19 protein-coding genes are annotated in these 22466 nt (G+C 67.6%); 9 read left to right on the top strand and 10 right to left on the bottom strand.

The annotated features are described in order from the left end of the window. Nucleotides 1-3: 3 nt before the first annotated feature. Both QRO91_RS09245 and QRO91_RS09240 read right to left on the bottom strand, forming a co-directional pair. Nucleotides 4-1137: an MFS transporter gene (locus QRO91_RS09245; RefSeq protein ID WP_049430147.1), complete on the bottom strand. Its 1134-nt coding sequence runs from the start codon at nucleotides 1135-1137 to the stop codon at nucleotides 4-6. Between the two features lie 11 nt (nucleotides 1138-1148). Further along, nucleotides 1149-1925, bottom strand: coding sequence for a DeoR/GlpR family DNA-binding transcription regulator (locus tag QRO91_RS09240; RefSeq protein WP_049430146.1), 777 nt, complete (start codon nucleotides 1923-1925; stop codon nucleotides 1149-1151). A gap of 158 nt (nucleotides 1926-2083) precedes the next feature. On the opposite strand from QRO91_RS09240, the gene smqnr reads away from it, so the two are divergent. Continuing rightward, nucleotides 2084-2731, top strand: coding sequence for a SmQnr family pentapeptide repeat protein (gene smqnr, locus QRO91_RS09235; RefSeq protein WP_197619835.1), 648 nt, complete (start codon nucleotides 2084-2086; stop codon nucleotides 2729-2731). A 3-nt stretch (nucleotides 2732-2734) separates the two neighbouring features. Here smqnr and QRO91_RS09230 read toward each other — a convergent pair whose 3' ends face one another. Continuing rightward, complete coding sequence (locus QRO91_RS09230) at nucleotides 2735-3409, bottom strand: class I SAM-dependent methyltransferase (protein ID WP_197619834.1); 675 nt, start codon at nucleotides 3407-3409, stop codon at nucleotides 2735-2737. Nucleotides 3410-3543: 134 nt separating this feature from the next. After that, on the bottom strand, nucleotides 3544-4923 hold the full coding sequence (locus QRO91_RS09225; protein WP_285310367.1) for a PLP-dependent aminotransferase family protein: 1380 nt from the start codon (nucleotides 4921-4923) through the stop codon (nucleotides 3544-3546). A gap of 132 nt (nucleotides 4924-5055) precedes the next feature. Here QRO91_RS09225 and QRO91_RS09220 point away from each other — a divergent pair, with 132 nt between their 5' ends. Further along, entirely contained in the window at nucleotides 5056-5919 is an 864-nt protein-coding gene (locus tag QRO91_RS09220; RefSeq protein ID WP_197619832.1) for a DMT family transporter, read from the top strand. Here QRO91_RS09220 and QRO91_RS09215 read toward each other — a convergent pair. Beyond that, a complete protein-coding gene (locus tag QRO91_RS09215; protein ID WP_111202568.1) occupies nucleotides 5909-6826 on the bottom strand; it encodes a LysR substrate-binding domain-containing protein in 918 nt (305 codons plus the stop codon). The genes QRO91_RS09220 and QRO91_RS09215 overlap by 11 nt on opposite strands. A gap of 106 nt (nucleotides 6827-6932) precedes the next feature. On the opposite strand from QRO91_RS09215, the gene QRO91_RS09210 reads away from it, so the two are divergent. Then, nucleotides 6933-8450 carry an MFS transporter gene (locus tag QRO91_RS09210; RefSeq protein ID WP_197619831.1) on the top strand — a complete coding sequence of 506 codons (1518 nt, stop codon included), beginning with the start codon at nucleotides 6933-6935 and terminating at the stop codon, nucleotides 8448-8450. Nucleotides 8451-8548: 98 nt separating this feature from the next. Here QRO91_RS09210 and QRO91_RS09205 read toward each other — a convergent pair whose 3' ends face one another. Together QRO91_RS09205 and QRO91_RS09200 are read right to left on the bottom strand one after the other, a co-directional pair. Next, entirely contained in the window at nucleotides 8549-9925 is a 1377-nt protein-coding gene (locus QRO91_RS09205) for a HAMP domain-containing sensor histidine kinase (protein WP_080355058.1), read from the bottom strand. Beyond that, on the bottom strand, nucleotides 9912-10595 hold the full coding sequence (locus QRO91_RS09200; RefSeq protein ID WP_049430138.1) for a response regulator transcription factor: 684 nt from the start codon (nucleotides 10593-10595) through the stop codon (nucleotides 9912-9914). Before QRO91_RS09200 ends, QRO91_RS09205 begins: the two co-directional genes overlap by 14 nt. A 156-nt stretch (nucleotides 10596-10751) precedes the next feature. On the opposite strand from QRO91_RS09200, the gene QRO91_RS09195 reads away from it, so the two are divergent. Together QRO91_RS09195 and QRO91_RS09190 are read left to right on the top strand one after the other, a co-directional pair. Continuing rightward, complete coding sequence (locus QRO91_RS09195; RefSeq protein WP_049430137.1) at nucleotides 10752-11939, top strand: efflux RND transporter periplasmic adaptor subunit; 1188 nt, start codon at nucleotides 10752-10754, stop codon at nucleotides 11937-11939. Nucleotides 11940-11941: 2 nt separating this feature from the next. Then, nucleotides 11942-15043: an efflux RND transporter permease subunit gene (locus QRO91_RS09190; RefSeq protein WP_049430136.1), complete on the top strand. Its 3102-nt coding sequence runs from the start codon at nucleotides 11942-11944 to the stop codon at nucleotides 15041-15043. 266 nt (nucleotides 15044-15309) lie between these two features. On the opposite strand, the gene QRO91_RS09185 is transcribed toward QRO91_RS09190, so the two are convergent. After that, nucleotides 15310-15714: a GFA family protein gene (locus tag QRO91_RS09185; RefSeq protein ID WP_049430135.1), complete on the bottom strand. Its 405-nt coding sequence runs from the start codon at nucleotides 15712-15714 to the stop codon at nucleotides 15310-15312. A gap of 172 nt (nucleotides 15715-15886) precedes the next feature. On the opposite strand from QRO91_RS09185, the gene QRO91_RS09180 reads away from it, so the two are divergent. Together QRO91_RS09180 and QRO91_RS09175 are read left to right on the top strand one after the other, a co-directional pair. After that, nucleotides 15887-16861: a DUF4105 domain-containing protein gene (locus QRO91_RS09180; RefSeq protein WP_049430134.1), complete on the top strand. Its 975-nt coding sequence runs from the start codon at nucleotides 15887-15889 to the stop codon at nucleotides 16859-16861. Further along, entirely contained in the window at nucleotides 16861-18885 is a 2025-nt protein-coding gene (locus QRO91_RS09175; RefSeq protein WP_049430133.1) for a triacylglycerol lipase, read from the top strand. Before QRO91_RS09180 ends, QRO91_RS09175 begins: the two co-directional genes overlap by 1 nt. Nucleotides 18886-18931: 46 nt before the next feature. On the opposite strand, the gene QRO91_RS09170 is transcribed toward QRO91_RS09175, so the two are convergent. Beyond that, complete coding sequence (locus QRO91_RS09170; protein WP_049430132.1) at nucleotides 18932-20353, bottom strand: MFS transporter; 1422 nt, start codon at nucleotides 20351-20353, stop codon at nucleotides 18932-18934. Nucleotides 20354-20382: 29 nt separating this feature from the next. Between QRO91_RS09170 and soxR the strand changes: the two genes are divergently transcribed. Beyond that, the gene (soxR, locus tag QRO91_RS09165; RefSeq protein ID WP_049430131.1) at nucleotides 20383-20817 is read left to right on the top strand and encodes a redox-sensitive transcriptional activator SoxR; all 435 of its coding nucleotides are present in this window, start codon (nucleotides 20383-20385) and stop codon (nucleotides 20815-20817) included. Nucleotides 20818-20867: 50 nt separating this feature from the next. Here the strand turns inward: soxR and QRO91_RS09160 are convergent, their stop codons facing one another. Further along, nucleotides 20868-21470, bottom strand: coding sequence for a short chain dehydrogenase (locus QRO91_RS09160; protein ID WP_049430130.1), 603 nt, complete (start codon nucleotides 21468-21470; stop codon nucleotides 20868-20870). A 96-nt stretch (nucleotides 21471-21566) separates the two neighbouring features. On the opposite strand from QRO91_RS09160, the gene QRO91_RS09155 reads away from it, so the two are divergent. Next, nucleotides 21567-22442: a LysR family transcriptional regulator gene (locus QRO91_RS09155; protein ID WP_100443775.1), complete on the top strand. Its 876-nt coding sequence runs from the start codon at nucleotides 21567-21569 to the stop codon at nucleotides 22440-22442. Nucleotides 22443-22466: the final 24 nt, after the last annotated feature.

Below are 22466 nucleotides of genomic sequence, written 5' to 3'. Positions count from 1 at the left end.
AAACTACATCCGCAGCCAACGGGTGGACACCGCCACCAGCAGCAAGGCCATGGCCACGCCGATGAACGCAGCAATCAGACCGAAATGATTGGCGGCAAAGCCGATCAGTGCCGGGCCGGCGAGGATGCCGGCAAAGCCCAGCGTGGAAACGGCGGTGATCGCCAGCGCACCGGGCATGCGGTTCTGATGGCCGGCCAGCGAGAACAGCGCCGGCGCGATGTTGGCGCAGCCGAGGCCGACCAGCACGTATCCGGCCAACGATATCTGCCACGGCGTGACCAGGGTCAGCACCAGCACGCCGCTGGCAGCGAGCAGTGCACCGAACACGATCGCGCGTTGGCGTCCCACGCGCGAGACCAGTGCATCGCCGAACAGACGGGCGACGGTCATGGTCAGGGTGAAGGTCACATAGCCGATGCCCGCCAGGCTGGCATCGACGCGGCGTACATCACTGAGGAACACCGCGCTCCAGTCCAGCATCGCGCCTTCACCCAGGAAGGCGACGAAGGCCAGTACGCCAATGAACAGCACGATGCCATGGGGCATGGCCAGCATCGGGGTGTCATGGGGCATGCGTTCGCTGTGCCAGTACCCCGCTGACAGCAGCATCACCAGCAGCATGGCGCCGACGCCGATCAGTACCGACGCCAGCGGTGGCAGCTGCGCTGACATCAGCACGGTCATGGTGGCCGCGCCGAGGAAGCCGCCGATGCTGAAGAAAGCGTGGAAGCCGGACATCATCACGCGACGCGCCTCGCGCTCGACGATCACCGCCTGTACGTTCATCGTGCAGTCCATCGCACCCACGGCGGCACCAAACACGAACAACACCAGGCCCAGCGCCCACGCCGAGCTGGCCAATTCCAGGCCGGGAACGGTCAGGCAGATCAGCAGGCTGCTGGCCACCATCACCCGGCGGCAGCCCAGGCGCGCGGCCAGCACGCCGGACAAGGGCATTGCCAGCAGCGAACCCGCTCCGAGGCAGAGCAGCACCAGGCCCAATGTGGCGTCGTTGATGTCGGTGCGTGCCTTGGCGAACGGCACCAGCGTGGCCCACAGCGCGGTGGCGAAGCCGGGAATGAAGAATGCAGCGCGGGTCGCGTGCTGTTCGGCACGCGCGCGGTTGGCGAGGGACATTGGAGATGCGCTCAGGGCGGAGTGGGGTGTACCGCGATGCCGGCGGCGTGGAAACGCGCGGCCAGCGCGGGCGGTGCCGATGTGGTGAGCACCAGATCGTCGATCTCGTCCAGGCTGGCGATCTGCCAGTGGCCGCGGGCACCGAGCTTCTCCGTGGTGGCGGCGACGATGATGCGGCTGCTGCAGGCCACCATCGCGCGTTTGAGCGTAGCTTCCTCGGCATCCATCGCCCACACGCCGGTGTCGCCGTCCACCGCGCACGGGCCGGGCAGGTACACGTCGGCACGCAGGCGCTGCACCTGGGCCAATGCCTCGGCGCCGACTGCACCGCCACCGCCGGCCAGGCGGCCGCCGATCAGCTGCGCGGAGGTGCCTTCATGCAGGCTGGCGGCGGTGGCGATCTGCGGGGCATTGGTGATCACCGTCAGCCCGAGGGCGGCGGGCAGCTGCTGGGCAATGGCCAGGTTGGTCGAGCCCGCATCAAGCAGCACCACCTGGCCGGGCTGCAGCAGTGCGCAGACGCGGGCGGCCAGCTCGGCCTTGTCGCCACGGTCGCGGGTCAGGCGCTCGCGCAGCGGGCGTTCCTTCGGCGGCGGCAGCACGGCACCGCCGTAGACGCGCTGGCACAGGCCCTGGGCGGCGAGTTCGCGCAGGTCGCGGCGGATCGAATCTTCGGAAACGGCGTAGCGGCGCGCCAGTTCGGCGGCCACCACGCGGCCCTGCTGGCGCAGTTCCTCAAGGATCTGCCGGGTGCGCTGGGCGGGGAGGGGGCTGGGATCGGAGCTCATGTCGCAAGTCTGCATGTTCGTGCATTAACGTGCAACAACGTGCATTTGGCGCGTGGGGTGCAAGGCGGCGACGGGCCTGCCGGCGATCTGAGGCCGCGGGCCTTTGGATCGCCTGCGAAGCCCGGCATCATGGCGGGGCCCCTGGCATGGAATCCCCGATGTCCCCCACCGTTCACCGCAGGCTGCGCATCGGCGCGGACCAGTACACCGGCCAGAAAGTGGTCGACCAGCAGTTCCACGAATGCGATTTTTCCGGCGCCGACCTGACCGGTACCGAGTTCATCAACTGCAGCTTCTATGACGCCGACACCCGCGCGGGCTGCCGCTTCAATGGCGCCACGCTGAAGGAGGCCAGCTTCCGCAGCTGCGACATCAGCATGTGCCACTTCAGCTTCATCAAGGCGCTGGGCCTGGAAATCAGCGAGTGCCGCGCGCAGGGCGCTGATTTCAGCAACGCCAGCTTCATGAACCAGATCACCACGCGCAGCTGGTTCTGCAGTGCCTTCATCAAGAAGTCGAACCTGCGCTACGCCAATTTTTCGCGGGTGACGCTGGAAAAGTGCGAGCTGTGGGAAAACCGCTGGGACGGTGCGAATGTGAGTGGTGCCAGCTTCGCCGGCTCGGACCTGTCCGGTGGCCAGTTCGAGGGCATCGACTGGAACAGCGCCAACTTCACCGACTGCGATCTGACCAACTCGGAGCTGGGCGAGCTGGACCTGCGCAGCACCAACCTGCGCGGCGCCACGCTGGATGTGCAGCAGGTGGCGCTGTTGATGCAGCGCATCGGCATCACGGTGGTGCCGTAGGCATCACCCGGCGTAGGCGACCCAGCCCTTGAAGCTGAAGCCTGCGTAGAACAGCTCTACGCCGTCGAAACCTGCGTCCCGCAGCAGTGCGACCTCCTGCTCGGGGGCCAGCAGCGGCAGCCGTTCGGCAATCGCCTCGATCGCCCGCTGCGCGTCGGCGCGGGCCACGCCGGAGGCTTCGGCAAACGCGGCATAGCGTTGCAGCCATCGCAGCTTGCCGGCCGGGTCCTGCGGCACGCTGTGGTGGGCCACCACCAGCGGCGCACCCGGATGCAGGCGCCTGTGCAGCTCGCGCAGTGTGTGCAGGCGCTGCGCGGTATCAAGGAAGTGCAGGGTCAACAGGCAGCTGGCACCGTCGAAGCGCAGGTCCGGAGCGTCGTCGATGTAGCCTTCCAGCAGCTCCACGCGCGGCATCAGCGGGCCCAGTGTCTGCTCGGCCAGGGCGAGCATCGGCGCGGCCGGATCTACCCCCAGCAGCTGCCAGGCCGGTTGCGCTTCGGCAAAGGCCTTCAGTTCCAGCCCGCCGCCGGCACCCAGCACCAGCACGCGGCCCTGTGCGGGAACCCGTTCGGCCAGCAGCAGGCGGCTCATCTGCTGCAGGGCGGCAAAGCCCGGCACCTGGCGCAGTGGACCTTCGGCGTAGCGGGCCACCGCCTGCGGATCGGAGAACGAAGACATGCGCGGATTCCTGTTGCGGGGGACATAGCACTGTAGCGCGGCGTGCAAGGGGCATTGCGTGCCGCTGCCGCATCGTCGCGGCCAGTCGCCGGGCGTGCGCATGGTGGTGGATGCGCTGGTCGCGCATTACCAGCTCAACGCAGCGCGCGTGCCAGCACCTGCCAGATCCGTGGGTCCTGGCATTGCGAGACGTTGAAGCGCACATAGTCGGCCGCGCGCTGCGATTGGCTGAAGGCGTTGCCCGGGGCCAGCACGATGCCTTCGCGCAGGCAATGCCGTGCCAGCGCAGCGGCGTCGCGGCCATCGGGTAGCTGGCACCAGAGGAACAGGCCGGCTTCCGGTTGCAGCCACGGGGTGATGCCCAGCGAGTACAGTTTCCGCAGTGTGTGCCGGCGCGCATCGGCCAGGCGCGAGCGCACCGATTGCATGTGGCGGCGATAGCCACTGTCGGTCAGCGCGATGTGCATCAACTGCATCGCCAGATGGCCGCCGCCGAAGCTGGTGGCCAGCTTCAGGTCGGTCAGCGCTTCGATCCAGTCGTGGCGTGCAGCGATATAGCCACAGCGCGAAGCGGCCGACAGGGTCTTGGAGAAACTGCCGACGTGGATCACCCGCGACAGCCCATCCAGCGCAGCAAGGCGCGGTGCCGGCTGCAGTTCGAAGTCGGCGAAGATGTCGTCCTCGACGATGATCGTTTCGCTGCGTTCGGCCAGCCCCAGCAGCCGATGCGCGGTGCTGGCCGAGAGCACCGCGCCGGTCGGGTTGTGCAGGCCCGAGTTGGTGATGTACAGCCGTGGCGAATGTGCCTGCAGCGCCTGCGCGAACGCGTCCAGGTCCGGACCGGTGTGCGTGTACGGCACACCCACCGCCTGAACCTGGTGCGCCCTCAGCAGGGCGTGGTAGTTGAAATAGCTTGGGTCGTCGACCAGCACGCAGTCGCCGGGCTTGAGCAGGAAACGGGAGATCAGGTCGACCGCATGCGTACCGGATTCGGTCAGCAGGATCTGCTCCATCGGTGCGTCGATGCCCAGCGCAGCTGCACGTCGCTGCAGCAGATGGCGCAACGGTAGAAGGCCGAGCGGGCCGGCGTAATCGACCAGGTGGGGAGCATCGCCGCGCGCCAGCCGACGCAGGCCTCGCCGCATGCCGTCGTGGTACAGCCAGTCGCTGGGCATCCAGCCGCAGCCCGGCTTGAGGTGCGCGGGCGGTGTTTCCAGCGATTGCCGCGACACCCACAGCGGGTCCACCGCGCGGTCCAGGCGTGGTTCCATCTCGGCCAGGGCAAGCGGTGCGGCCGGTCCACTGACATAGAAGCCGGAACCGGCACGCGCGCTGATCCACCCTTCAGCGGCAAGGCGCTCGTAGGCCTCGACCACGGTGGAGACCGACACGCCCATCGCCGCCGCCTGCGCGCGTACCGAGGGCAGGCGCGAGCCGGCGCCATCCACCCGCGTGCCGATGCGGGTGCGGACGGCCTGGATGACCGATTCGATGCGGGTAAGCGGGCGCGTCACGGCGAAAGTGTGCTGTAAGTGTGGGCGGTACAGTTATTTGAAACTGTACTGGATTGTAGCTGGGGAGCGCGGGCCGCAGGTGCTTCCATGGAGATCCCGCCGGGCACCGCCCGGCACCCCGGGAGTACAGGCGTGGAACGGTCGGCGAGTGGTTGGATCAATGGCTTCATCGGTGTGGTGATCTTTGCCGGCTCGTTGCCGGCCACCCGCCTGGCCGTGCTGCAGCTGGACGCCGGGTTCGTCACCGCCGCGCGCGCCACCATCGCCGCCATACTCGGCCTCGGCCTGTTGCTGCTGTTGCGCCAACCCTTTCCGCGACGCAGCGACCTGCCCGGGCTGGCGGTGGTCAGCCTTGGCGTGGTGGTCGGCTTCCCGCTGCTGACCGCGCTTGCCCTGCGCCACGCCTCATCAGCGCACACCATCGTGTTCCTCGGCCTGTTGCCGCTGAGCACTGCGGTGTTCGGCGTACTGCGCGGTGGCGATCGGCCGCGCCCGGCGTTCTGGCTGTTCTCGCTGCTGGGCAGTGCCTGCGTGGTCGGCTATGCCGCGCGCAACGGCATTGAGGCCTCGCTGCAGGCCGACCTGCTGATGCTGGCGGCGATCGTGGTGTGTGGACTGGGCTACGCGGAAGGCGGTCGGCTCGCCCGCCATCTCGGCGGCTGGCAGGTGATCAGCTGGGCGCTGCTGCTGGCACTGCCGGTGATGCTGCCGCTGACGGTGCTGACGCGCCCGCCCTCGTTCGTTGAGGTGGGGGCATCCGCGTGGTGGGCGCTGGGCTACGTGGCGGTGTTCAGCATGCTGCTCGGGTTCCTGTTCTGGTATCGCGGGCTGGCCCAGGGCGGTATCGCCGCGGTCGGCCAGCTGCAGCTGCTGCAACCGTTCTTCGGCCTGGCGCTGGCTGCGCTGTTGCTGCATGAAGCGGTCAGCCTCAGCATGGTGCTGGTGACCGTGGTCGCGGTGATCTGCGTCGCCGGCGCGCGCCGTTTCAGCCGCTGAACACAAACGGGGACGTAGCGTCGCGGAAAAGGTGTGCGACAGCATAATCGATGAACACCCGCAGGCGCGCACTGGGATGGCGTCCACCGGGCCATAGCAGCGAGAACTGCCCCTTGTGCGTGGGCAGCGCGGGCAGCACCTGTTGCAGGTGGCCGTCGGCTAATGCGTCGGCGGCAAGGAAGTCAGGCATCCAGGCCAGGCCCATGCAACCGATGGCGGCGGCCAGCACGGCTTCCATGTTGTTGCAGGTCATCGCCGTCGTAAGGCGTGCGCCCGCATCGCCTTCCACCCCCGGCAGCTGCCAGGGATGCAGCTTCCCGGTAGTCGGGTAGCGGAAGCGCAGAGCCGCATGCATGCGCAGATCGCTCACGTCGCCGGGAGTCCCGTGCGCCTGCAGATAGCCAGGCGCCGCACAGAGGATGAAACGGAAGCCGCCCAGCCGCCGTGCGGTGAGGCTGGAATCGGCCAGTTCACCGCTGCGTATCACCGCGTCCAGACCTTCGCTGACCACGTCAACGATGCGGTCGTTGAAGTCCAGTTCCAGCTGCACCTGCGGGTAGCGCTGCTGGAACCCGGGCAGTACCGGCAACAGGAAGCGGTAGCCGATGGTGGGCAGGCCGATACGCAGCAGTCCACTGGGTGCGTGCTGGCGCTGTGCCAGGTCCGCCTGTGCTTCGGAAAGCTCGTCCAGTGCACGCCGGCAGCGCTGCAGCAGCAGTTCGCCTTCGTCGGTGAGGTGCACGCGGCGGGTGGTGCGTTGGAACAGGCGGGTGCCGAGTTCCTGTTCAAGGCGGGCGATGCGCTTGCCGACCGCCGACGCGGAGAGGCCGAGCACGCGGGCGGCGCCGACGATGCTGCCAGCCTCGGCGGTACGAACGAAGGCAAGCAGGGCGGAGATGGAGTCCATGCAGTCATGATTGCGGAACATTAAGCCGCAATCAACGTCCATCGAGCCTGTTTTTCGGGAATAGCGGCCTGTCCATCATCAATGCCCCTGATGGATGGAGGCCCGCATGGCCCCGGTTTCGATACGCCCTATACCCGTCCGCACGCAGCAGCAGTGGACGCTGCTTGCCGTCTGCCTGGCCGCGCTGGCACTGCCGTTGTCCTTTTCGGCCGGCGCCGTCGCGGTGCCGGTGCTGGCTCGTTCGGCGGCGTCGTCGCCGACCGCGCTGGCCTGGGTGACCAATGCCTTCATGCTGACCTTCGGCAGCCTGCTGCTTGCTGCCGGTGGCCTCGCCGACCGCTATGGCCGACGACGGTTGTTCCTGCTGGGCACGGCAGGCTTCACTGTCGCCACGATCGTCGTCTGCCTCGCGCCCACGCTGCTGTGGCTGGATCTGGCGCGCGGCCTGCAGGGCGTTGCCGCTGCAGCGGCGTTGGCATCCGGCACCGCCGCGCTGGCGCATGCCTGGCAGGGTCCGGTGCGTGCCCGTGTGTTCGCCCTGCTGGGCACCACGTTCGGTGCAGGATTGGCACTGGGGCCGCTGCTCGCGGGCCTGCTGCTGCATGCTCTGGGATGGCGCAGTGTGTTCGCCGCGGGCGGTGTGCTGACGCTGGCGGCGTTCGCCCTGGGCGCGCGCGCGTTGCCCGAAAGCCATGGCGAACGCGGGCGGCTGGATGTTGGCGGCATGCTGGGCTTCAGCCTGATGCTGGCGGCGTTGACCCTGGCCCTGTTGTGGCTGGGTGAATTCGGCCTGCATGCCATGCGCGTGCAACTGGCGCTGCTGGCGACGCTGTTGCTGGGCGGGGTATTCGTCTGCATCGAACGGCTGCACCGCTCACCGTTGCTGGACCTCTCGCTGTTCTCGCAACCAGCGTTCCTCGGTGTCCAGCTGCTGCCGGTCGCAACCTGCTTCGGCTACGTGGTGCTGCTGGTGGTACTGCCGCTGCAGTTGCTGGGCGTGCATGCACAGAGCACGACATTGGTCGGGCTGCAGATGCTGGCCCTGTCTGCGCCGATGCTGGTGCTGCCGATGCTGACTGCGCAATGGGCGGAGCGCGTTGGAAGTGCGCGGCTGTGCACGCTGGGCCTGCTGGTCTGTGCTTCTGGCCTGTACCTGTTGTCGCGCCATGCATCGCATCCGTCGCCCTCGCAGTGGGTGCCGTTGCTGATGCTGGTCGGTGCAGGAACGGCCTTGCCGTGGGGCCTGATGGATGGGCTGTCGGTCAGTGTGGTGCCGGTACAGCGTGCGGGCATGGCCGCCGGCATCTTCGGAACCGTGCGGGTGGCCGGTGAAGGCATCGCATTGGCCGCAGTCACTGCCTTGCTTGCGCTGCTGATCGGCCACCAGCTGCAGGGAGCATCGCCCGCATCGTTGGCGCGCGCTGGTGCCTATCTGGCCACGGGGGCGCAGGCACAGGCGCAGGCACTGCTTCCGGCGATGAGCGGCGCACAGCTGCAGCAGGCCAGTGCCGAGGCGCTGGCGATACTGCTGCGGGTCCTGGCGCTGCTGACCGCCGCATGCGCTGTGCTGTTGCATCTGCTGCTGCGACGGCCCAGGTTGGCTGTGATCAGAACCGAGGGCTGAAGGCGCCGGTCACCGCGCGCGGGCAGCAGGGGGTGTGTCGGTTGCCAGCTGGTTTTTCCTTTCCTGCGGGGGCTGCGCATTGGCTCGAAGGCCGTTGCTCAGGGCAGGCCATCCGTCGCGCCGCGGATGCTCATCCAGGCGCCGCCGCCGGGGGCGCTGCCGGCGCGGACACGGAAGCCGTGCAGGCCGGCAATGGCGGCCACGATCGAGAGGCCCAGGCCGAATCCAGGTCCCTGGCCGACGCTGCTGCTGCCACGGAAGAAGCGCTGGTAGATCAGCGTGCGGTCCTGCGGTGGGATGCCCGGCCCGTTGTCGATCACATCGATCCTGGGAACACCTTGATCGTCCACCGCGCGCAGCAGGATGTGGCCCTGCGCCGGCGTGAACTGCAGGGCATTGGACAGCAGGTTGGCCAGCGCTTCGAACAGCAGCTCGCGGTCGCCACGCAGCGGGCCGACCTTCGGGTCCACCTGCAGCTCCAGCAACTGCTGCTTCTCTTCGGCCAGTGGCAGGTAGAACTGGTGCAGTTCCTGCAGCAGCTCCGTGACGTCGACCGCGTCGAAGGCCGAACGTCGCTGGTGGCTCTCCAGCTCCGACACCCGCAGCAGCGCGGCGAAGCGCGCCATCAGCATGTCGGTCTCGGCCAGCGCCTTGTCCAGAGGATCGGCATGCGGGTTCTGTTCGTCCAGGCCCGCGCGCATGCGGTACAGGTGGGCACGCAGGCGGGTCAGGGGCGTGCGCAGGTCGTGGGCAATGCTGTCGCACACGCCCTTGACCTCGGTCATCAACTGCTCGATGCGCTCCAGCATGGCGTTGACGATGCTCGACAGCCGGTCGATCTCGTCGCGGCGGCTGGAGACCGGCAGGCGCTGGCCGAGGTCGCCGGCAACGATGCGGCTGGTGGCGGCTTCGATCTGCTGGATCCGTTTCAACGGCCGCCGGCGGAGCAGATGCCAGCCCACCAGGCCGGGAATGACGGTCAGCGACACACCCCACAGCAATGCATCGAGGATGATGCTGTTGACCGCCATGAGCTTGCCGTTCTGGCGCACGAACACCAGCGTCCTGCCATCCCGGGTCACCACGCCGAGCGCGCTGCCACCGTCCTCGTGCGGCCCATCGGCCAGCGTCCAACCCTCGACCGGATGCGAGCTGCCATCCAGCGGCAGTCCCTCGGGGATCGCTGTCAGCGGGCCCGCCATCGGCATGCCGGTCTTGTCGAACAACCCATAGGTATAGACCTGGTGCAGATCGAAGCGCTGGCTGTCGCGCAACGCTTCATCCAGTGCCGGGCCGTCGAAGCTCATGAACAGGTGCGCGCGCTGCTGCAGGCCCGATTCGGTCAGGTCACTCAGGTAATCCGCGATGCGCCAGTACATCACGCCCAGCAGCAGGCTCGACCACGCCACGAACAGGATGCAGTACAACCCGAGCAGGCGGCTGCTGGACGAGCGCCACTGGTCAGGGTTGCGCATCGAAGACATAGCCGGTTCCACGTACGGTGGTGATGGGTTGCGGGCGGCCGGGCTGCTCGATGCGTCTGCGGACACGGCCGATGTGGACGTCGATCAGGTTGGTGCCGGGATCGAAGTGATAGCCCCAGACTTCCTGGAACAACATGCTGCGGGTGACCACCTGGCCGGCATTGCGGACCAGGAACTCGAGCAGCTTGAACTCCGTCGGCAGCAGGCTGATCTCCTGCCCGCCACGCCGGGCCGAACGGGTCATCAGATCCAGTTCGAGGTCGCCGGCGCGCAGGACATTGTCGGCAGGACCGGCCTGGCTCTGACGACGGATCAATACCTCCACGCGGGCGGCCATCTCATCCGAGGCGAACGGCTTGGTCAGGTAATCGTCGCCACCTGCTCGCAGGCCACGCACGCGCTCGTCCACGTCCGACAGCGCGCTGATCATCAGTACGGGCGTGACGATACCTTCGCGCCGCAGGGCAGTGACCAGCGCCAGGCCATCGATGCCGGGCAGCATGCGGTCCAGGGTGATCACCGCGTAGTCGCCCGCCCGCGCCAATGCCAGGCCGGCAGTTCCGTCAACGGCAACGTCGACCTCGAAGCCATGGCTGCGCAATTCGGTTGCGATTTCCTCCGCAGTGACAAGGTCGTCCTCGATGGTGAGTACGCGCGGCATGGGCCATTGTGCAGGTTGGATGGCTGCCATCCTCGCAACCGCGCGCGGTGACTGCAAATGAAAAATGTTTCATGCGTGATTCGCCGGAATCCACGCACGGGTCTTCTATATTCGGCGCCGAGCGTCTCCCCCCGGCGCACGGAATCCCGGCCACCGATGAACCTCCTGCACACCCCGTTGCCACGCCACGCCCGACCACTGAGGATGCGCCGGCCGGCGCTGCTTGCACTCGTTCTGCTCAGCCTGCTGTCGGCCTGCGGCAAGGATGCGCCCAAGCCGGCCGGCAGGCTTCATGAGGTGGAAGTGCTGACCCTGCAGGAGAAGCCGTTGGCGATGGAACAGGAGCTGCCTGGGCGGACCATCGCATCGCGGGAGTCTGACGTGCGGCCGCAGGTGGATGGCGTGCTGGTGAAACGCCTGTTCGAAGAGGGCGAATCCGTGCGTGCCGGGCAGCCCTTGTTCCAGATCGAGCCGGCCCTGTACCAGGCGGCAGTGAACCAGGCGCAAGCCAACCTGAAGACCGCCGAAGCAGCGGCAGTGACCGCACGCCTGCGCGCGCAGCGGATGCAGGCGCTGGGCGGCGAGCAGCTGGCCGCGCGCCAGGACGTGGATGACGCCATCGCCAGCGGGCAGCAGGCCGCAGCCGCGGTACAGGCGGCACAGGCGAGCCTGGATACCGCGCGCACGCGGCTTGGTTTCGCCACGGTGACCGCGCCGATCGCCGGTCGCATCGGCCGCGCGCTGTTCACACCGGGTGCGCTGGTCACCTCGGGCCAGGCCAACCCACTGGCGCGGATCCAGCAGGTCGACCCGATGAACGTTGACATCACCCAGTCCAGCAACGAGTACCTGGCCCTGCGCCGCGCGATCGCCGATGGAGGCGTGCAGGCCACCACCGCTGCGGTGCGGCTGCGGCTGTCCGATGGCAGTGAATATCCGTTGCCCGGCACCCTGGAATTTGCCGATATCGATGTGCAGCAGGAAACCGGCAGCATCACCCTGCGTGCACGTTTTCCCAATCCCGCCGGGCAGCTGCTGCCGGGAATGTATGTGCGGGCGCAGGTGGGGCAGGGCACGCAGCAGCAGGCCTTGCTGGTGCCGCAGTCTGCGGTGGACCGCAGCCCGAAGGGCGAGGCGCAGGTGTGGGTGGTGGATGAGGGGGGCAAGGCGAAGCTGCGCCTGTTCCGTACCGCGCGGGCGATTGGCGACCAGTGGCTGGTACTTGATGGCATCGCTGCAGGTGAACGGGTGGTCGTGGCCGGCGCACAGGGGCTCTCCGATGGCATGGCGGTGCAGGTGAAGCCCGCGGCGGCAATCGCTCCGGCAGCCGCCGGGAAGGGCTGAGCATGTTGCCGCGCTTCTTCATCCATCGCCCGGTATTCGCCTGGGTGCTGGCGATCTGCATCATGGCCTTCGGCGCGATCGCCGTCAGCCAGCTGCCGGTCGAACAGTACCCGGACATCGCACCGCCGCAGGTCAACATCACCGCCAACTACACCGGTGCTTCGGCGCAGACGGTGGAAGACAGCGTCACCCAGGTGATCGAGCAGCAGATCAAGGGCATCGATCACCTGCTGTACTTCTCCTCCACCAGTTCGTCATCGGGGCAGGCGCGGATCACGGTCACGTTCGACCAGAACGCCAATCCGGATATCGCCCAGGTCCAGGTGCAGAACAGCGTCAACCAGGCCATCAACCGGCTGCCGCAGGAAGTGCAGCAGCAGGGCGTGACCGTGGCGAAGTCGCAGGGCGACTCGCTGATGGTGGTATCGCTGTATGACACCAGCCGGCGCATGGAACGGGCGGACGTTTCCGACTTCCTGGTCAGCAACGTGCAGGATCCGATCAGCCGCATTCCCGGTGTGGGCGAGATCAATGTGTTCGGCTCGGCGTATGCGATGCGCGTGTGGCTGGACCCGCACAAGCTGCGCGCCTACGACCTGATGCCGGCCGACGTGCGCACGGCCATCCAGGCCCAGAACACCCAGGTCACCGCCGGTGAGCTGGGGGCGTTGCCATCCAGCGCAACGCAGAGCCTGAATGCGACCGTTACCGCGCAGTCGCGCCTGCAGACGCCCGAACAGTTCCGCGCGATCATCCTGCGCACGCTTCCCAGCGGCGCTGCCGTGCACCTGGGCGACGTGGCACGGGTGGAGATCGGTGCCGAGAATTACCAGACCAGCAGCTATCTCAATGGCTATCCGGCGGCGGGTTTCTCGGTCACGCTGGCCTCCGGGGCCAACGCGCTGGCCACCGCGGATGCGGTCCGCGAGGAGATCGAACGCCTGCGGCCAACGTTCCCGCCCGGGCTGCAGGTTGCCTATCCCCGCGACAGCACACCGTTCGTGCGGGTCTCGATCGAAGGTGTCATCCATACCCTCATCGAAGCCATCGTGCTGGTGGTCGTGGTGATGTTCCTGTTCCTGCAGAACCTGCGTGCCACGTTGATCCCCGCGATCACGGTGCCGGTGGTGCTGCTGGGCACGTTCGGGGTGCTGGCGGTCGCGGGATTCACGATCAACACGCTCACCCTGTTTGCGATGGTGCTGGCGATCGGCCTGCTGGTCGACGACGCGATCGTGGTGGTGGAGAACGTGGAGCGCATCATCCACGACGAGCACCTGCCGCCACGCGAGGCCACCGAAAAATCGATGGGCGAGATCACCGGCGCGCTGATCGGCATCACCGTGGTGCTGGGCGCGGTGTTCCTGCCGATGGCCCTGTTCGGTGGTTCCACCGGCATCATCTACCGCCAGTTTTCGATCACCATTGCTTCGGCGATGGCGCTGTCGGCGCTGGTTGCGCTGACGCTGACTCCGGCGCTGTGCGCGACCCTGCTCAAGCCGTCTTCGGCGCAGAAACCGCAGGGCCGCTTCTTCAGGGCGTTCAACCGGGGTGTCGAGCGCAGCCAGTTGGCCTATCAGGGAAAGCTCGGTGGCGTGGTCGCCCGGCCGCGGCGCTGGATGGCGTTCTACCTGCTGCTGGTGGTCGCCATGATTGCGCTGTACGCGCGCATGCCCACCGGCTTCCTGCCGGTGGAAGACCAGGGCCAGGTGACCTTCCAGTTCTCCACGCCGGAGGGCACGCCGATGGCGCGTACCGAAGCACTGGGCGAGCAGATCAGCCGCTACTTCATGGAGCACGAGAAGCAGAACCTGGACGTGGTGTTCGTGGTGGTCGGCCGCAACAATGCCGGCACCGGCCAGAATGCCGGACAGGGATTCCTCGCACTGAAACCCTGGGATGAGCGTACCGGCGACAACACCGCTGCGGCGATCATCACGCGTGCCAATGCCTACTTCCGCGGGTTGCCCGATGCCAGGGTCAATGTGCTGGCGCCGCCGGCGGTGCGCGGACTGGGCCAGTCCAGTGGCTTCGAACTGTGGCTGCAGGACACCAGCGCCGCCGGGCGCGTGGCCCTGCAGGCGGCGCAGGAGCAGGTGGTGCGTGCGGCCGGCGAAGATGATGGGCTCACCTCGGTGCGCCTGAACGGCCTGGGCGACAAGGCCGAGCTGCGGCTGGACATCGACCATGCGCAGGCCAGCGCGCTGGGGCTGTCCCAGGCCGACATCAATTCCACCCTGTCAGCGGCCTGGGGCGGCAGCTACATCAACGATTTCCTCGATCGAGGCCGGGTCAAGCGTGTGTACATGCAGGGCGACCAGCCCTACCGCAGCGTGCCCGACGACATCGGCCAGTGGTATGTGCGTGGTGGCAACGGCCAGATGGCGTCGTTCGCCAGTTTCGCCAGCAGCCACTGGGCGCGTGGGCCGCAGCTGCAGCAGCGCTTCAATGGTCTGCCGGCGATGCAGATCCAGGGCAGTGCCGCGGAAGGGCGCAGTTCGGGCGAGGCGATGCAGCGCATGCAGGCGCTGGTTGCGGACCAGCCGGGATTCGACCTGCAGTGGAGTGGCCTGTCCTACCAGGAGCGGCTGGCCAGCAACCAGACGCTGTGGCTGTACCTGGCCTCGATTGCCTTCATCTTCCTGTGCCTGGCTGCGCTCTATGAAAGCTGGACGGTACCGGTGGCCGTGGTACTGGTGATTCCACTGGGGGTCATCGGCACGGTGCTGGCGACCACCGCGGCGGGCTTCGTCAACGACATCTACTTCCAGGTCGGCCTGCTGACCACCATCGGCCTGTCGGCGAAGAATGCGATCCTGATCGTGGAGTTCGCCGAGGCCCGCTATCGCGCGGGCAGCTCAGCGGTGGAGGCCGCGCTGCAGGGCGCACGCCTGCGCCTGCGGCCGATCGTGATGACGTCGCTGGCCTTCGTGGCCGGCGTGATTCCGTTGGCGCTGGCGACCGGTGCGGGTGCAGTCAGTCGACGTGAAATCGGCATGAGCGTGATCGGCGGCATGCTGTCCGGCACGGTGCTGGCGGTGATGCTGGTGCCGCTCTTCTTCGTGCTGGTCCGCAGCCTTGGCCGATCCCGGCCGCAGGACTGAGGGGCCACCTGTCATCTGCCTGCCGCGGCATCCTCACCCGTTCTTTGCCGATGCAGGGCTAGCGTTGGTCGTCCCCGTCCCCCACGGAGACCCGCCATGTGGCTGCTCGACCATCTCTGGCCTGGCCGCAGACCCTCACCTCCCCCGGTCGCGGCCGAGCCGCAGGCCGCGCCCCGTCGCCCCTGGCTGAAACGCCCGGTGCGGGCCGGGCGCAGCGGCATGGCGCCCTGGCAGAAGGTCGCCGCACCGCCGCGGCGCACACGTCACTAGGCGGTGCGGTCGGCGGGGTGATTGACCCCGTCGTTGACCGGGATCATGCCCAGTGCGAACGGGTCGATGCCCTCCAGGCAGGCCACGTTGTAGCCGTACTGGTCCGGGTTGGATCGACGCCGGTGGTGGGTGTAGATGCCGCACACGCCGCAGAAGTAGTGCTCGGCCACATGCGTGTTGAACTGGTACAGCCGCAGGTGGTCCTGCCCGCGCACCACCTGCAGGCCGGCGCGGGTGACGCTGGCGGCGATGGCGCCACGGCGGCGGCACATCGAGCAGTCACAGCGGCGCGGGTCGACGATGCCATCAGGCAGGTCCAGCAGCAGTTCGACCGTACCGCAGTGGCAGGTGGCGCGGTGCCGGGCTTGGACCGGAACGCCGGCCACGGACGTGATACCCATCGTTTCTCCTGGGGGGGGGAAGGCGGCCGCAACGGCCGCTGTCGACCCTGCGCCGGCCTGCCTGAACGGGCCGTAGATGCCACGCTGATCCGGCTTGTGGCTAACTATGCGGCTACAAGACCGCGACAGGATGCCAGTGAACGCCGCAGGACGTTGGATGACAGGAAGTGCCATGGCGCTGGCGGCGCTGTGGGTGACCGGGCTGCTGGCATACCAGTTGCCCGGCCCGGACTGGTTGGCCGTCGGCGTGGCCGTGCTGTGGCTGCTGGTTGCCCTGTGGGCGTCGTGGCGGATCGCGCGTGGCCGTGGGTCACGCAGGTTGGGTCTGATGTTCGGCGCATCGCTGGCGCTGGCCGTGCTGTGGTGGCTGCTGCTGACCCCGCGCCAGGACCGCGTATGGGCCGACGACGTCGCGCAGCGCCTGCACGTGGTGTCCTTCGATGGCCACCACGTAGTGTTCGACAACGTGCGTGATTTCACCTGGCGCACCGAGACCGACTATGACGCGCACTGGGTGCGCCGCGGGTACGACCTGGACCAGCTGCGCTCGGCCGACCTCGTTCTGTCCTACTGGATGGGACCGGCCATCGCCCACACGCTGATCTCGTTCGGCTTCGAGGATGGCCGCCACGTGGTGTTCTCGCTGGAGATCCGCAAGGAACGCGGTGAATCGTTCTCGGCACTGGGCGGCTTCTTCCGCAAGTTCGAGATGACCCTGGTGGCGTCGGAGGAGACCGACATCATCCGCACCCGCACCAATGCGCGTGGTGAGGATGTCTACCTGTACCGGCTGCATGGTATGGACCGCACGCAGCTGAAGGAACTGTTCGCGGCCTACATCGAACAGGCCCGTGAACTGGATGCCAGGCCGGGCTTCTACAACACGCTGACCAGCAACTGCACCACGATCGTCTTCGACCTGGCCCGCCACATCGCACCGCGCCTGCCGCTGGATTACCGCCTGCTGCTGTCCGGTTACCTGGCCGAATACGCGCAGGAGGTCGGCGCGCTCACTCCAGGCGTGCCGTACGCCGAGCTGCACGACAAGGGCCGCATCACCCAGCGTGCGCTGGACCTGGGCGATGGCCCGCACTTCTCCACCGTGATCCGCCAGGGCGTGCCCGGCACCGAGCAGGACCCGCAGTAATGACCCGATTCTTCCCAAGCCGCTGGCAGCGTCTGCTGCCGGTGTTGTTCGCCGCCTTCCTGCTGCTGGGCAGCAGCGGTTGCGCGATGGTCACCGTCAAGCAGGTCAAGTCCAGCGATTCGCTGGTCAACAAGCGTGCCGATGTGCTCAACACCGGCAAGCTCAGCCCGGCCGCGCGCGAGACGCTCAGCGCGGCAGGCCTGGACGAGTCGCAGTGCGAAAAGGACTTCATGGTCTGCCGCAGCACGCTGCTGATGACCGACGATCTCAATGTCGAGCAGCGGTTGTCGGCGCTGTCCGAACTGTGGGTGAAAGCAGCGCTGGCGCTGACCCCGAAGAAGACCGCGGCCGGCGATCCGCCGATGAGCGATGCGGCGCTGGATGCATGGCTGGAAGCGGCGCGCTATGCCTATGCCTACCTGTTCTACAGCGGCCGGTCTCCGTCTGATCGAGCTTTCGAGGACCGGCAGACGCAGGTACGCGACTACTACAACTACGCGGCCGAGAAGGCGGCAGTGGTGCTGTTCGTGCGCGCGCGTGCTGCGGCACTTGCCGGCGAGGACTACACGAAGCCGGTCTCGGTCGGCAGCTGGTCGCTGGCTTCCAACTACCAGCAGTTGAACCTGAAGAGCATCCCGGCGCAGCTGGTGCCGGCCGGCACCGTCAGCTTCGTCGGCCTGCGCAGCACCTATCGCCGCGATGGCTTCGGTGCCGAGCTGGTGATGGTGATGGACCCGCCGAAGCTGGTCGCGCCGGTGATTGCAGCCGATGGCCCCAAGGCCGAGGCGCCGCAGGAGGATGAGGACGACGCACGCCGTGGCCGCCGCCATCGCCATGACGACTCGGTGCCTGAGTTCAGCGAGATGTCCTCGATCAACGTCACAGCGCTGCTGCGCTTCGAAGGCAGCAGCCTGGAAGACGTGATGCGCACGCGCCGGGTCGAGCTGGATGCCTATTCGCCGGAAGCCACCGAGCGCGTCACCCTGCATGGCGAACAGGTGCCGCTGGCCGGCAATTTCACGGCGGCCTACGGCCTGTGGCTGGCGCAGAGCGGTTTCGCCCGGCAATCACTGCGCACCCTGTTCGGCATGAGCGAGGGCATCGGCGAACCGCACATCTACCTGATGCAGCCGTGGGATCCGAACCGCCGCATCATCTTCATGCTGCATGGCCTGGCCAGCAGCCCGGAAGCCTGGGTGAACCTGGCCAACGAGATCATGGGCGACCCCGAACTGCGCCAGCAGTTCCAGGTCTGGCAGGTCTATTACCCGACCAATGCGCCGATCGCACTGAACCGCTACGAGATCGCCAATGCGTTCAACGATACGCTGAAGCATTTCGACACCAACGGCAGCACGCGTGCATCGAAGGACATGGTCTACATCGGCCACAGCATGGGCGGCGTGCTGGCGCGCCTGCTGGTGAGCGATTCGGGCGACGTGCTGTGGAATGACCTGCTGGCCAACTACGATCTGAAGGGTGAGCGCCTGAAGCGGGTGCAGAACAAGCTGGGGCCGTTGCTGCACTTCAAGGCGCAGCCGAACGTGGAGCGTGCGATCTTCATCGCCGCGCCACACCAGGGTACCGACATCGCCGGCAACAAGGTTGGCCGCCTGATCGGTCGCCTGGTGCGCCTGCCTCTGACCATACTCGGCAAGTTCGAGGATGTGTTCATGGCGCTCGCGCAGGCCGAACAGCAGGTCGATGGCACCGCCAAGCCGAAGATCCCCAACAGCATCGACAACCTCAAGGCCAGCGATCCGTTCGTGAAGGCGGCCGCGCAGTTGCCGATCGAAGCGGGCCTGAAGTACCACTCGATCATCGCCCAGCGCAAGCCGGAACTGCCGGTGGAAAAGTCCGATGACGGGCTGGTGCCGTACTGGAGTGCGCACCTGCCGGGCGCGCTGTCGGAGAAGGTGATCATCTCCGGCCACAGCGTGCAGGAGACCCCGCAGGCGGTGCTGGAAGTGCGGCGCATCCTGCATCGGGACATCGATGATGTGGGAGCCGACAGGACACCCTGACCGCTGCCTTCGCCGGGCGTGGCCCGGCGGAATCCGCCCGGTGGCGTTACACCCGTCGCGCGATCACCGTGGCCAACACCGCAAGGCCGAGGGTGATGGCCAGGCACAGCAGGTAGCCGGTGTGTGGTGCCGATTCCACGAACAGCGCGAACAAGGCGCCGGAGACCGCCAGCGCAGTGGTGACCGACAGGGCCTCGCTCAGCTGCAGTGCCGAGGTGTTGGCACCCTGCTCCTGCGGCGCCGACAGCGACAGCGTCAGCACCGACAGGCTTGCGTAGATCATGCCCATGCCGAAGCCGGTCACGGCCCAGCCGAGCAGCGACACCGGCAGTGGCACCACGTTGAACAGCACTGCGAGCGTGGCGGCGATGCCGACGGTCATCATCGTCGTGCCGGCGCGCAGCAGCTGCTGGCGTGACCAGCCACGCTGCTGGTGGCCCTGCAGCCACGAGCCGGCAAACCAGCCCAGCGCACCGAGACTGAGTACGGCACCGGCCCAGCTGGGCGAAAGGCCACGTTCGCGCTGCAGCAGCAGCGGCAGGTAGGCCTCGCAGGCGAAGAAAGCGGCCGCCGCGATGCCACGCAGCGCGATCACGCTGGGCAGGCCACGGCGCAGGATCAGTGTTCCGGGCGGAAGCAGTCGATGTACGCAGAACAGCAGCGCCAGCATCGCCACGCCGATACAGAGCAAGGCCGCTGCTCCCTGCTGCTGGCCGCCGAAGTACAGCAACAACGCTGCCAGCGAGGCACCGCTGGCCCAGCGCACCACCTTGCCGCCTCCATCATCGGCGCTGCCGGCAGGACTGGGCTGCATGCGTGCCAGCGCGGGGCGCAGCAGCAGGGCCGCCGGAACCGCCAGCAATGGCACCGCCAGGAACACCCAGCGCCAGCCCAGGTGCTGCACGATCAGGCCGCTCAACGCCGGGCCGACCATCGATGGCACCACCCAACCGGCCGAGAAGGCGGCGAATACCTTCGGCCGCAGGTGCTCCGGGTAGCTGCGGCCGACCATCACGTACAGCGAGACCGAGATCGCGCCCGCACCCAGGCCCTGCAGCAGGCGTCCTGCCACCAGCATGCCCATGCGCATGGCAAAGCCGGCCAGCAGCAGGCCCAGCACGAAGCAGGCCAACCCGTACCAGAGCGCCCGTGCCGGCCCATGGCGGTCCGCCCAGCGCCCGGCCAGGGTCATGCCGATCACGCTGGTGGCCAGGGTGCCGCCGAAGGCCAGTGCGTACAGGCGCAGGCCGTCCAGTGCCACGGCCACGGTCGGCATGGCGGCAGCTACCGCCAAGGCCTCAAAGGCGTGCAGCGCGACCAGCGCGACCATGCCGATGGTGGTGGCGCGGTAGCGCGCGGACAGGATCGAAGTGTCGGCCGGTGTACTGGCGTTGGCGGGGGAGAGCGTGGGGGTCATGCGGGTCAGCTGCGGGCCGCGCTTGTCAACAGGCGGCGAAGATAGCAGCATGACACCTCAACTGCAGTTGAGGTCAAGTAATGGTGTCCCAGGAACTGAGCGTTGGCGAAGTCTCCCAGCGCAGTGGCGTGGCGGTTTCGGCGCTGCACTTCTATGAGCGCAAGGGGCTTATCAGCAGCCTGCGCACTTCGGGCAACCAGCGCCGCTACAGCCGCGACGTTCTGCGCCGGCTGGCGGTGATCCGCGTAGCGCAGCGCGTGGGCATGCCATTGGAAGCGGTCGGCCGTGCCTTCGAGAGCCTGCCCGACGGCCGCGCACCGACCAAGGCGGATTGGGCCAGGTTGTCCGCGCGCTGGCGCACCGAGCTGGAGGAGCGCATCCACATGCTGCAGCTGCTGCGCGATGAGCTGACGGGTTGCATCGGCTGCGGCTGCCTGTCGCTGCAGCGCTGCCGCCTGGCCAATCCCGAAGACGTCCTCGGTGAACGCGGCGACGGCCCGATGCGCTGGGAATGACCGGCAATAAAGCGCCCGGCTCCCGGTAGCGCCGGGCCATGCCCGGCGGATCACCAGACCGTGATCGTCTCGCCGCTCTGGATGCCTTCCACTGCGCGCTGGTAGCCCATTGCCGCGCGCTGCGCGCTCACGGCTTCGAAGCCCGGGAAGTAGGGGCCGTAGGCCGCCATCGATTCGATCAGCACATTCGGGCTGACCACATTGATGCGCAGGCCACGGGGCAGCAGCTCCAGCGCCGCCGCACGCACGAAGCCTTCCAGTGCGGTGTTCACGGCGGTGGCGTTGACGCCGTCGCGGATTGGCTGCGCGCTGATGATGCCGCTGGTCAGGGTGATCGAACCGCCTGCATTGAGGTGATGCTGCGCGGCCAGTGCCAACCGCACCTGCCCCAGCAGCTTGTCCTGCAGGCCGAGGTTGAACTGAGCCGGCGTCATCGCCTGCAGCGGGCCGAAGTGCACCGAGCCGGTGGTGGAAATGACCGCATCGACCGGGCCGGTGCGTGCGAACAGCTCGGCAACGCTGGCGTCGTCGGTCAGGTCCACGCGCAGCTCACCGCTGCGGCGGCCGGCGGCCAGGATCTGGTGCTGCTGTCCCAGCTGGCGGGCAACTGCCTGGCCAAGGGTGCCGCTGGCACCGACGAGGAGAATCTTCATGGTCGTTCCTTGCGAGGAGATGGTCGCAGTCTGCGCTCTCACAAAGGGGTTAGGTAAGGGGCGTATGCTTCGCTGATTCCTAACTCTGGATTAGTAATGGATACATTGCGCTGCATGCAGGCCTTTGTTGCCGTGGCCGAGCGCGGGAGCTTTGCAGGGGCTGCCGAACAGCTGCAGGTGTCGGCGGTGATGGTCGGCAAGTACATCCAGCAGCTGGAGGCGCATCTGGGCACGGCCTTGCTGCAGCGGAACACCCGCCGCCAACGCCTGACCGAAGCCGGTGGGGCCTATCTGGCCGGTTGCCGGCAGGTGCTGGAGCAGGTGCAGCAGGCCGAGGCGGATGTGGCCGGCCTGCAGGTGCAGCCGCGCGGCCTGCTGCGGGTCAGCGCACCGACCACCTGGGGCAGCTGCGTGCTGGCTCCGCAGCTGGCCACGCTGTTGCGCGCACAGCCGCAGTTGAACATCGAGCTGGACCTGAGCAACCGCCGCGTGGACCTGATCGAAGAGGGATTCGACGTGGCGATCCGGGTCGGGCCGCTGCCGTCGCAGGAAGTGGTGGCGCGGCCGCTGCCGCCGTACGCGATGAGCCTGTGCGCGGCGCCCGCGTACCTGCGCCGGCGCGGCACGCCGCGCACACCCGCCGATCTGGAAGGGCACGACTGCCTGAGCCACCTGGCCTGGCGTGGTGGCCACGGCTGGCAGCTGGCCAATGGCGAACAGGTGGATTGGGAGGCGCGCCTGACCTGCAATGATGGTTTCGCGCTGCGAGAAGCTGCCGTGGCCGGAGCGGGCCTGGTGTTGCAACCGACCGCGTTGCTGGCGGGCGAAATTGCCGCCGGGCGCCTGAAGCCGCTGCTGCGCGACTACCTGCCCGAACCACGGCCGATGCACCTGATCTACCTGCCTGATCGCAGGCCGCGCCCGCGGTTGCAGTGCTTCGTTGATTTCGTCATGGCCAACTTGGGGCGGTAGATGGGGTCAGATCCCTTTGCCTCG

It is taken from the genome of Stenotrophomonas maltophilia group sp. Smal32, from assembly GCF_030237085.1.
In the GTDB taxonomy this organism is placed as follows: Bacteria; Pseudomonadota; Gammaproteobacteria; order Xanthomonadales; family Xanthomonadaceae; genus Stenotrophomonas; species Stenotrophomonas maltophilia_Q.
The sequence above is the reverse complement of the archived record's forward strand: the minus strand, read 5'-3'. Positions and strand labels throughout refer to the sequence as shown.

Bases quoted from the DNA above. Each gene is read 5' to 3' on its own strand.
- soxR (WP_049430131.1), top strand. From the start codon at position 20,383: ATGGTGTCCCAGGAACTGAGCGTTGGCGAAGTCTCCCAGCGCAGTGGC.
- QRO91_RS09180 (WP_049430134.1), top strand. From the start codon at position 15,887: ATGGCGCTGGCGGCGCTGTGGGTGACCGGGCTGCTGGCATACCAGTTG.
- QRO91_RS09245 (WP_049430147.1), bottom strand. From the start codon at position 1,137: ATGTCCCTCGCCAACCGCGCGCGTGCCGAACAGCACGCGACCCGCGCT.
- QRO91_RS09215 (WP_111202568.1), bottom strand. From the start codon at position 6,826: ATGGACTCCATCTCCGCCCTGCTTGCCTTCGTTCGTACCGCCGAGGCT.
- QRO91_RS09170 (WP_049430132.1), bottom strand. From the start codon at position 20,353: ATGCTGCTATCTTCGCCGCCTGTTGACAAGCGCGGCCCGCAGCTGACC.
- QRO91_RS09175 (WP_049430133.1), top strand. From the start codon at position 16,861: ATGACCCGATTCTTCCCAAGCCGCTGGCAGCGTCTGCTGCCGGTGTTG.
- QRO91_RS09210 (WP_197619831.1), top strand. From the start codon at position 6,933: ATGGCCCCGGTTTCGATACGCCCTATACCCGTCCGCACGCAGCAGCAG.
- QRO91_RS09230 (WP_197619834.1), bottom strand. From the start codon at position 3,409: ATGTCTTCGTTCTCCGATCCGCAGGCGGTGGCCCGCTACGCCGAAGGT.
- smqnr (WP_197619835.1), top strand. From the start codon at position 2,084: ATGTCCCCCACCGTTCACCGCAGGCTGCGCATCGGCGCGGACCAGTAC.
- QRO91_RS09195 (WP_049430137.1), top strand. From the start codon at position 10,752: ATGAACCTCCTGCACACCCCGTTGCCACGCCACGCCCGACCACTGAGG.
- QRO91_RS09200 (WP_049430138.1), bottom strand. From the start codon at position 10,595: ATGCCGCGCGTACTCACCATCGAGGACGACCTTGTCACTGCGGAGGAA.
- QRO91_RS09190 (WP_049430136.1), top strand. From the start codon at position 11,942: ATGTTGCCGCGCTTCTTCATCCATCGCCCGGTATTCGCCTGGGTGCTG.
- QRO91_RS09155 (WP_100443775.1), top strand. From the start codon at position 21,567: ATGGATACATTGCGCTGCATGCAGGCCTTTGTTGCCGTGGCCGAGCGC.
- QRO91_RS09160 (WP_049430130.1), bottom strand. From the start codon at position 21,470: ATGAAGATTCTCCTCGTCGGTGCCAGCGGCACCCTTGGCCAGGCAGTT.
- QRO91_RS09240 (WP_049430146.1), bottom strand. From the start codon at position 1,925: ATGAGCTCCGATCCCAGCCCCCTCCCCGCCCAGCGCACCCGGCAGATC.
- QRO91_RS09185 (WP_049430135.1), bottom strand. From the start codon at position 15,714: ATGGGTATCACGTCCGTGGCCGGCGTTCCGGTCCAAGCCCGGCACCGC.
- QRO91_RS09205 (WP_080355058.1), bottom strand. From the start codon at position 9,925: ATGCGCAACCCTGACCAGTGGCGCTCGTCCAGCAGCCGCCTGCTCGGG.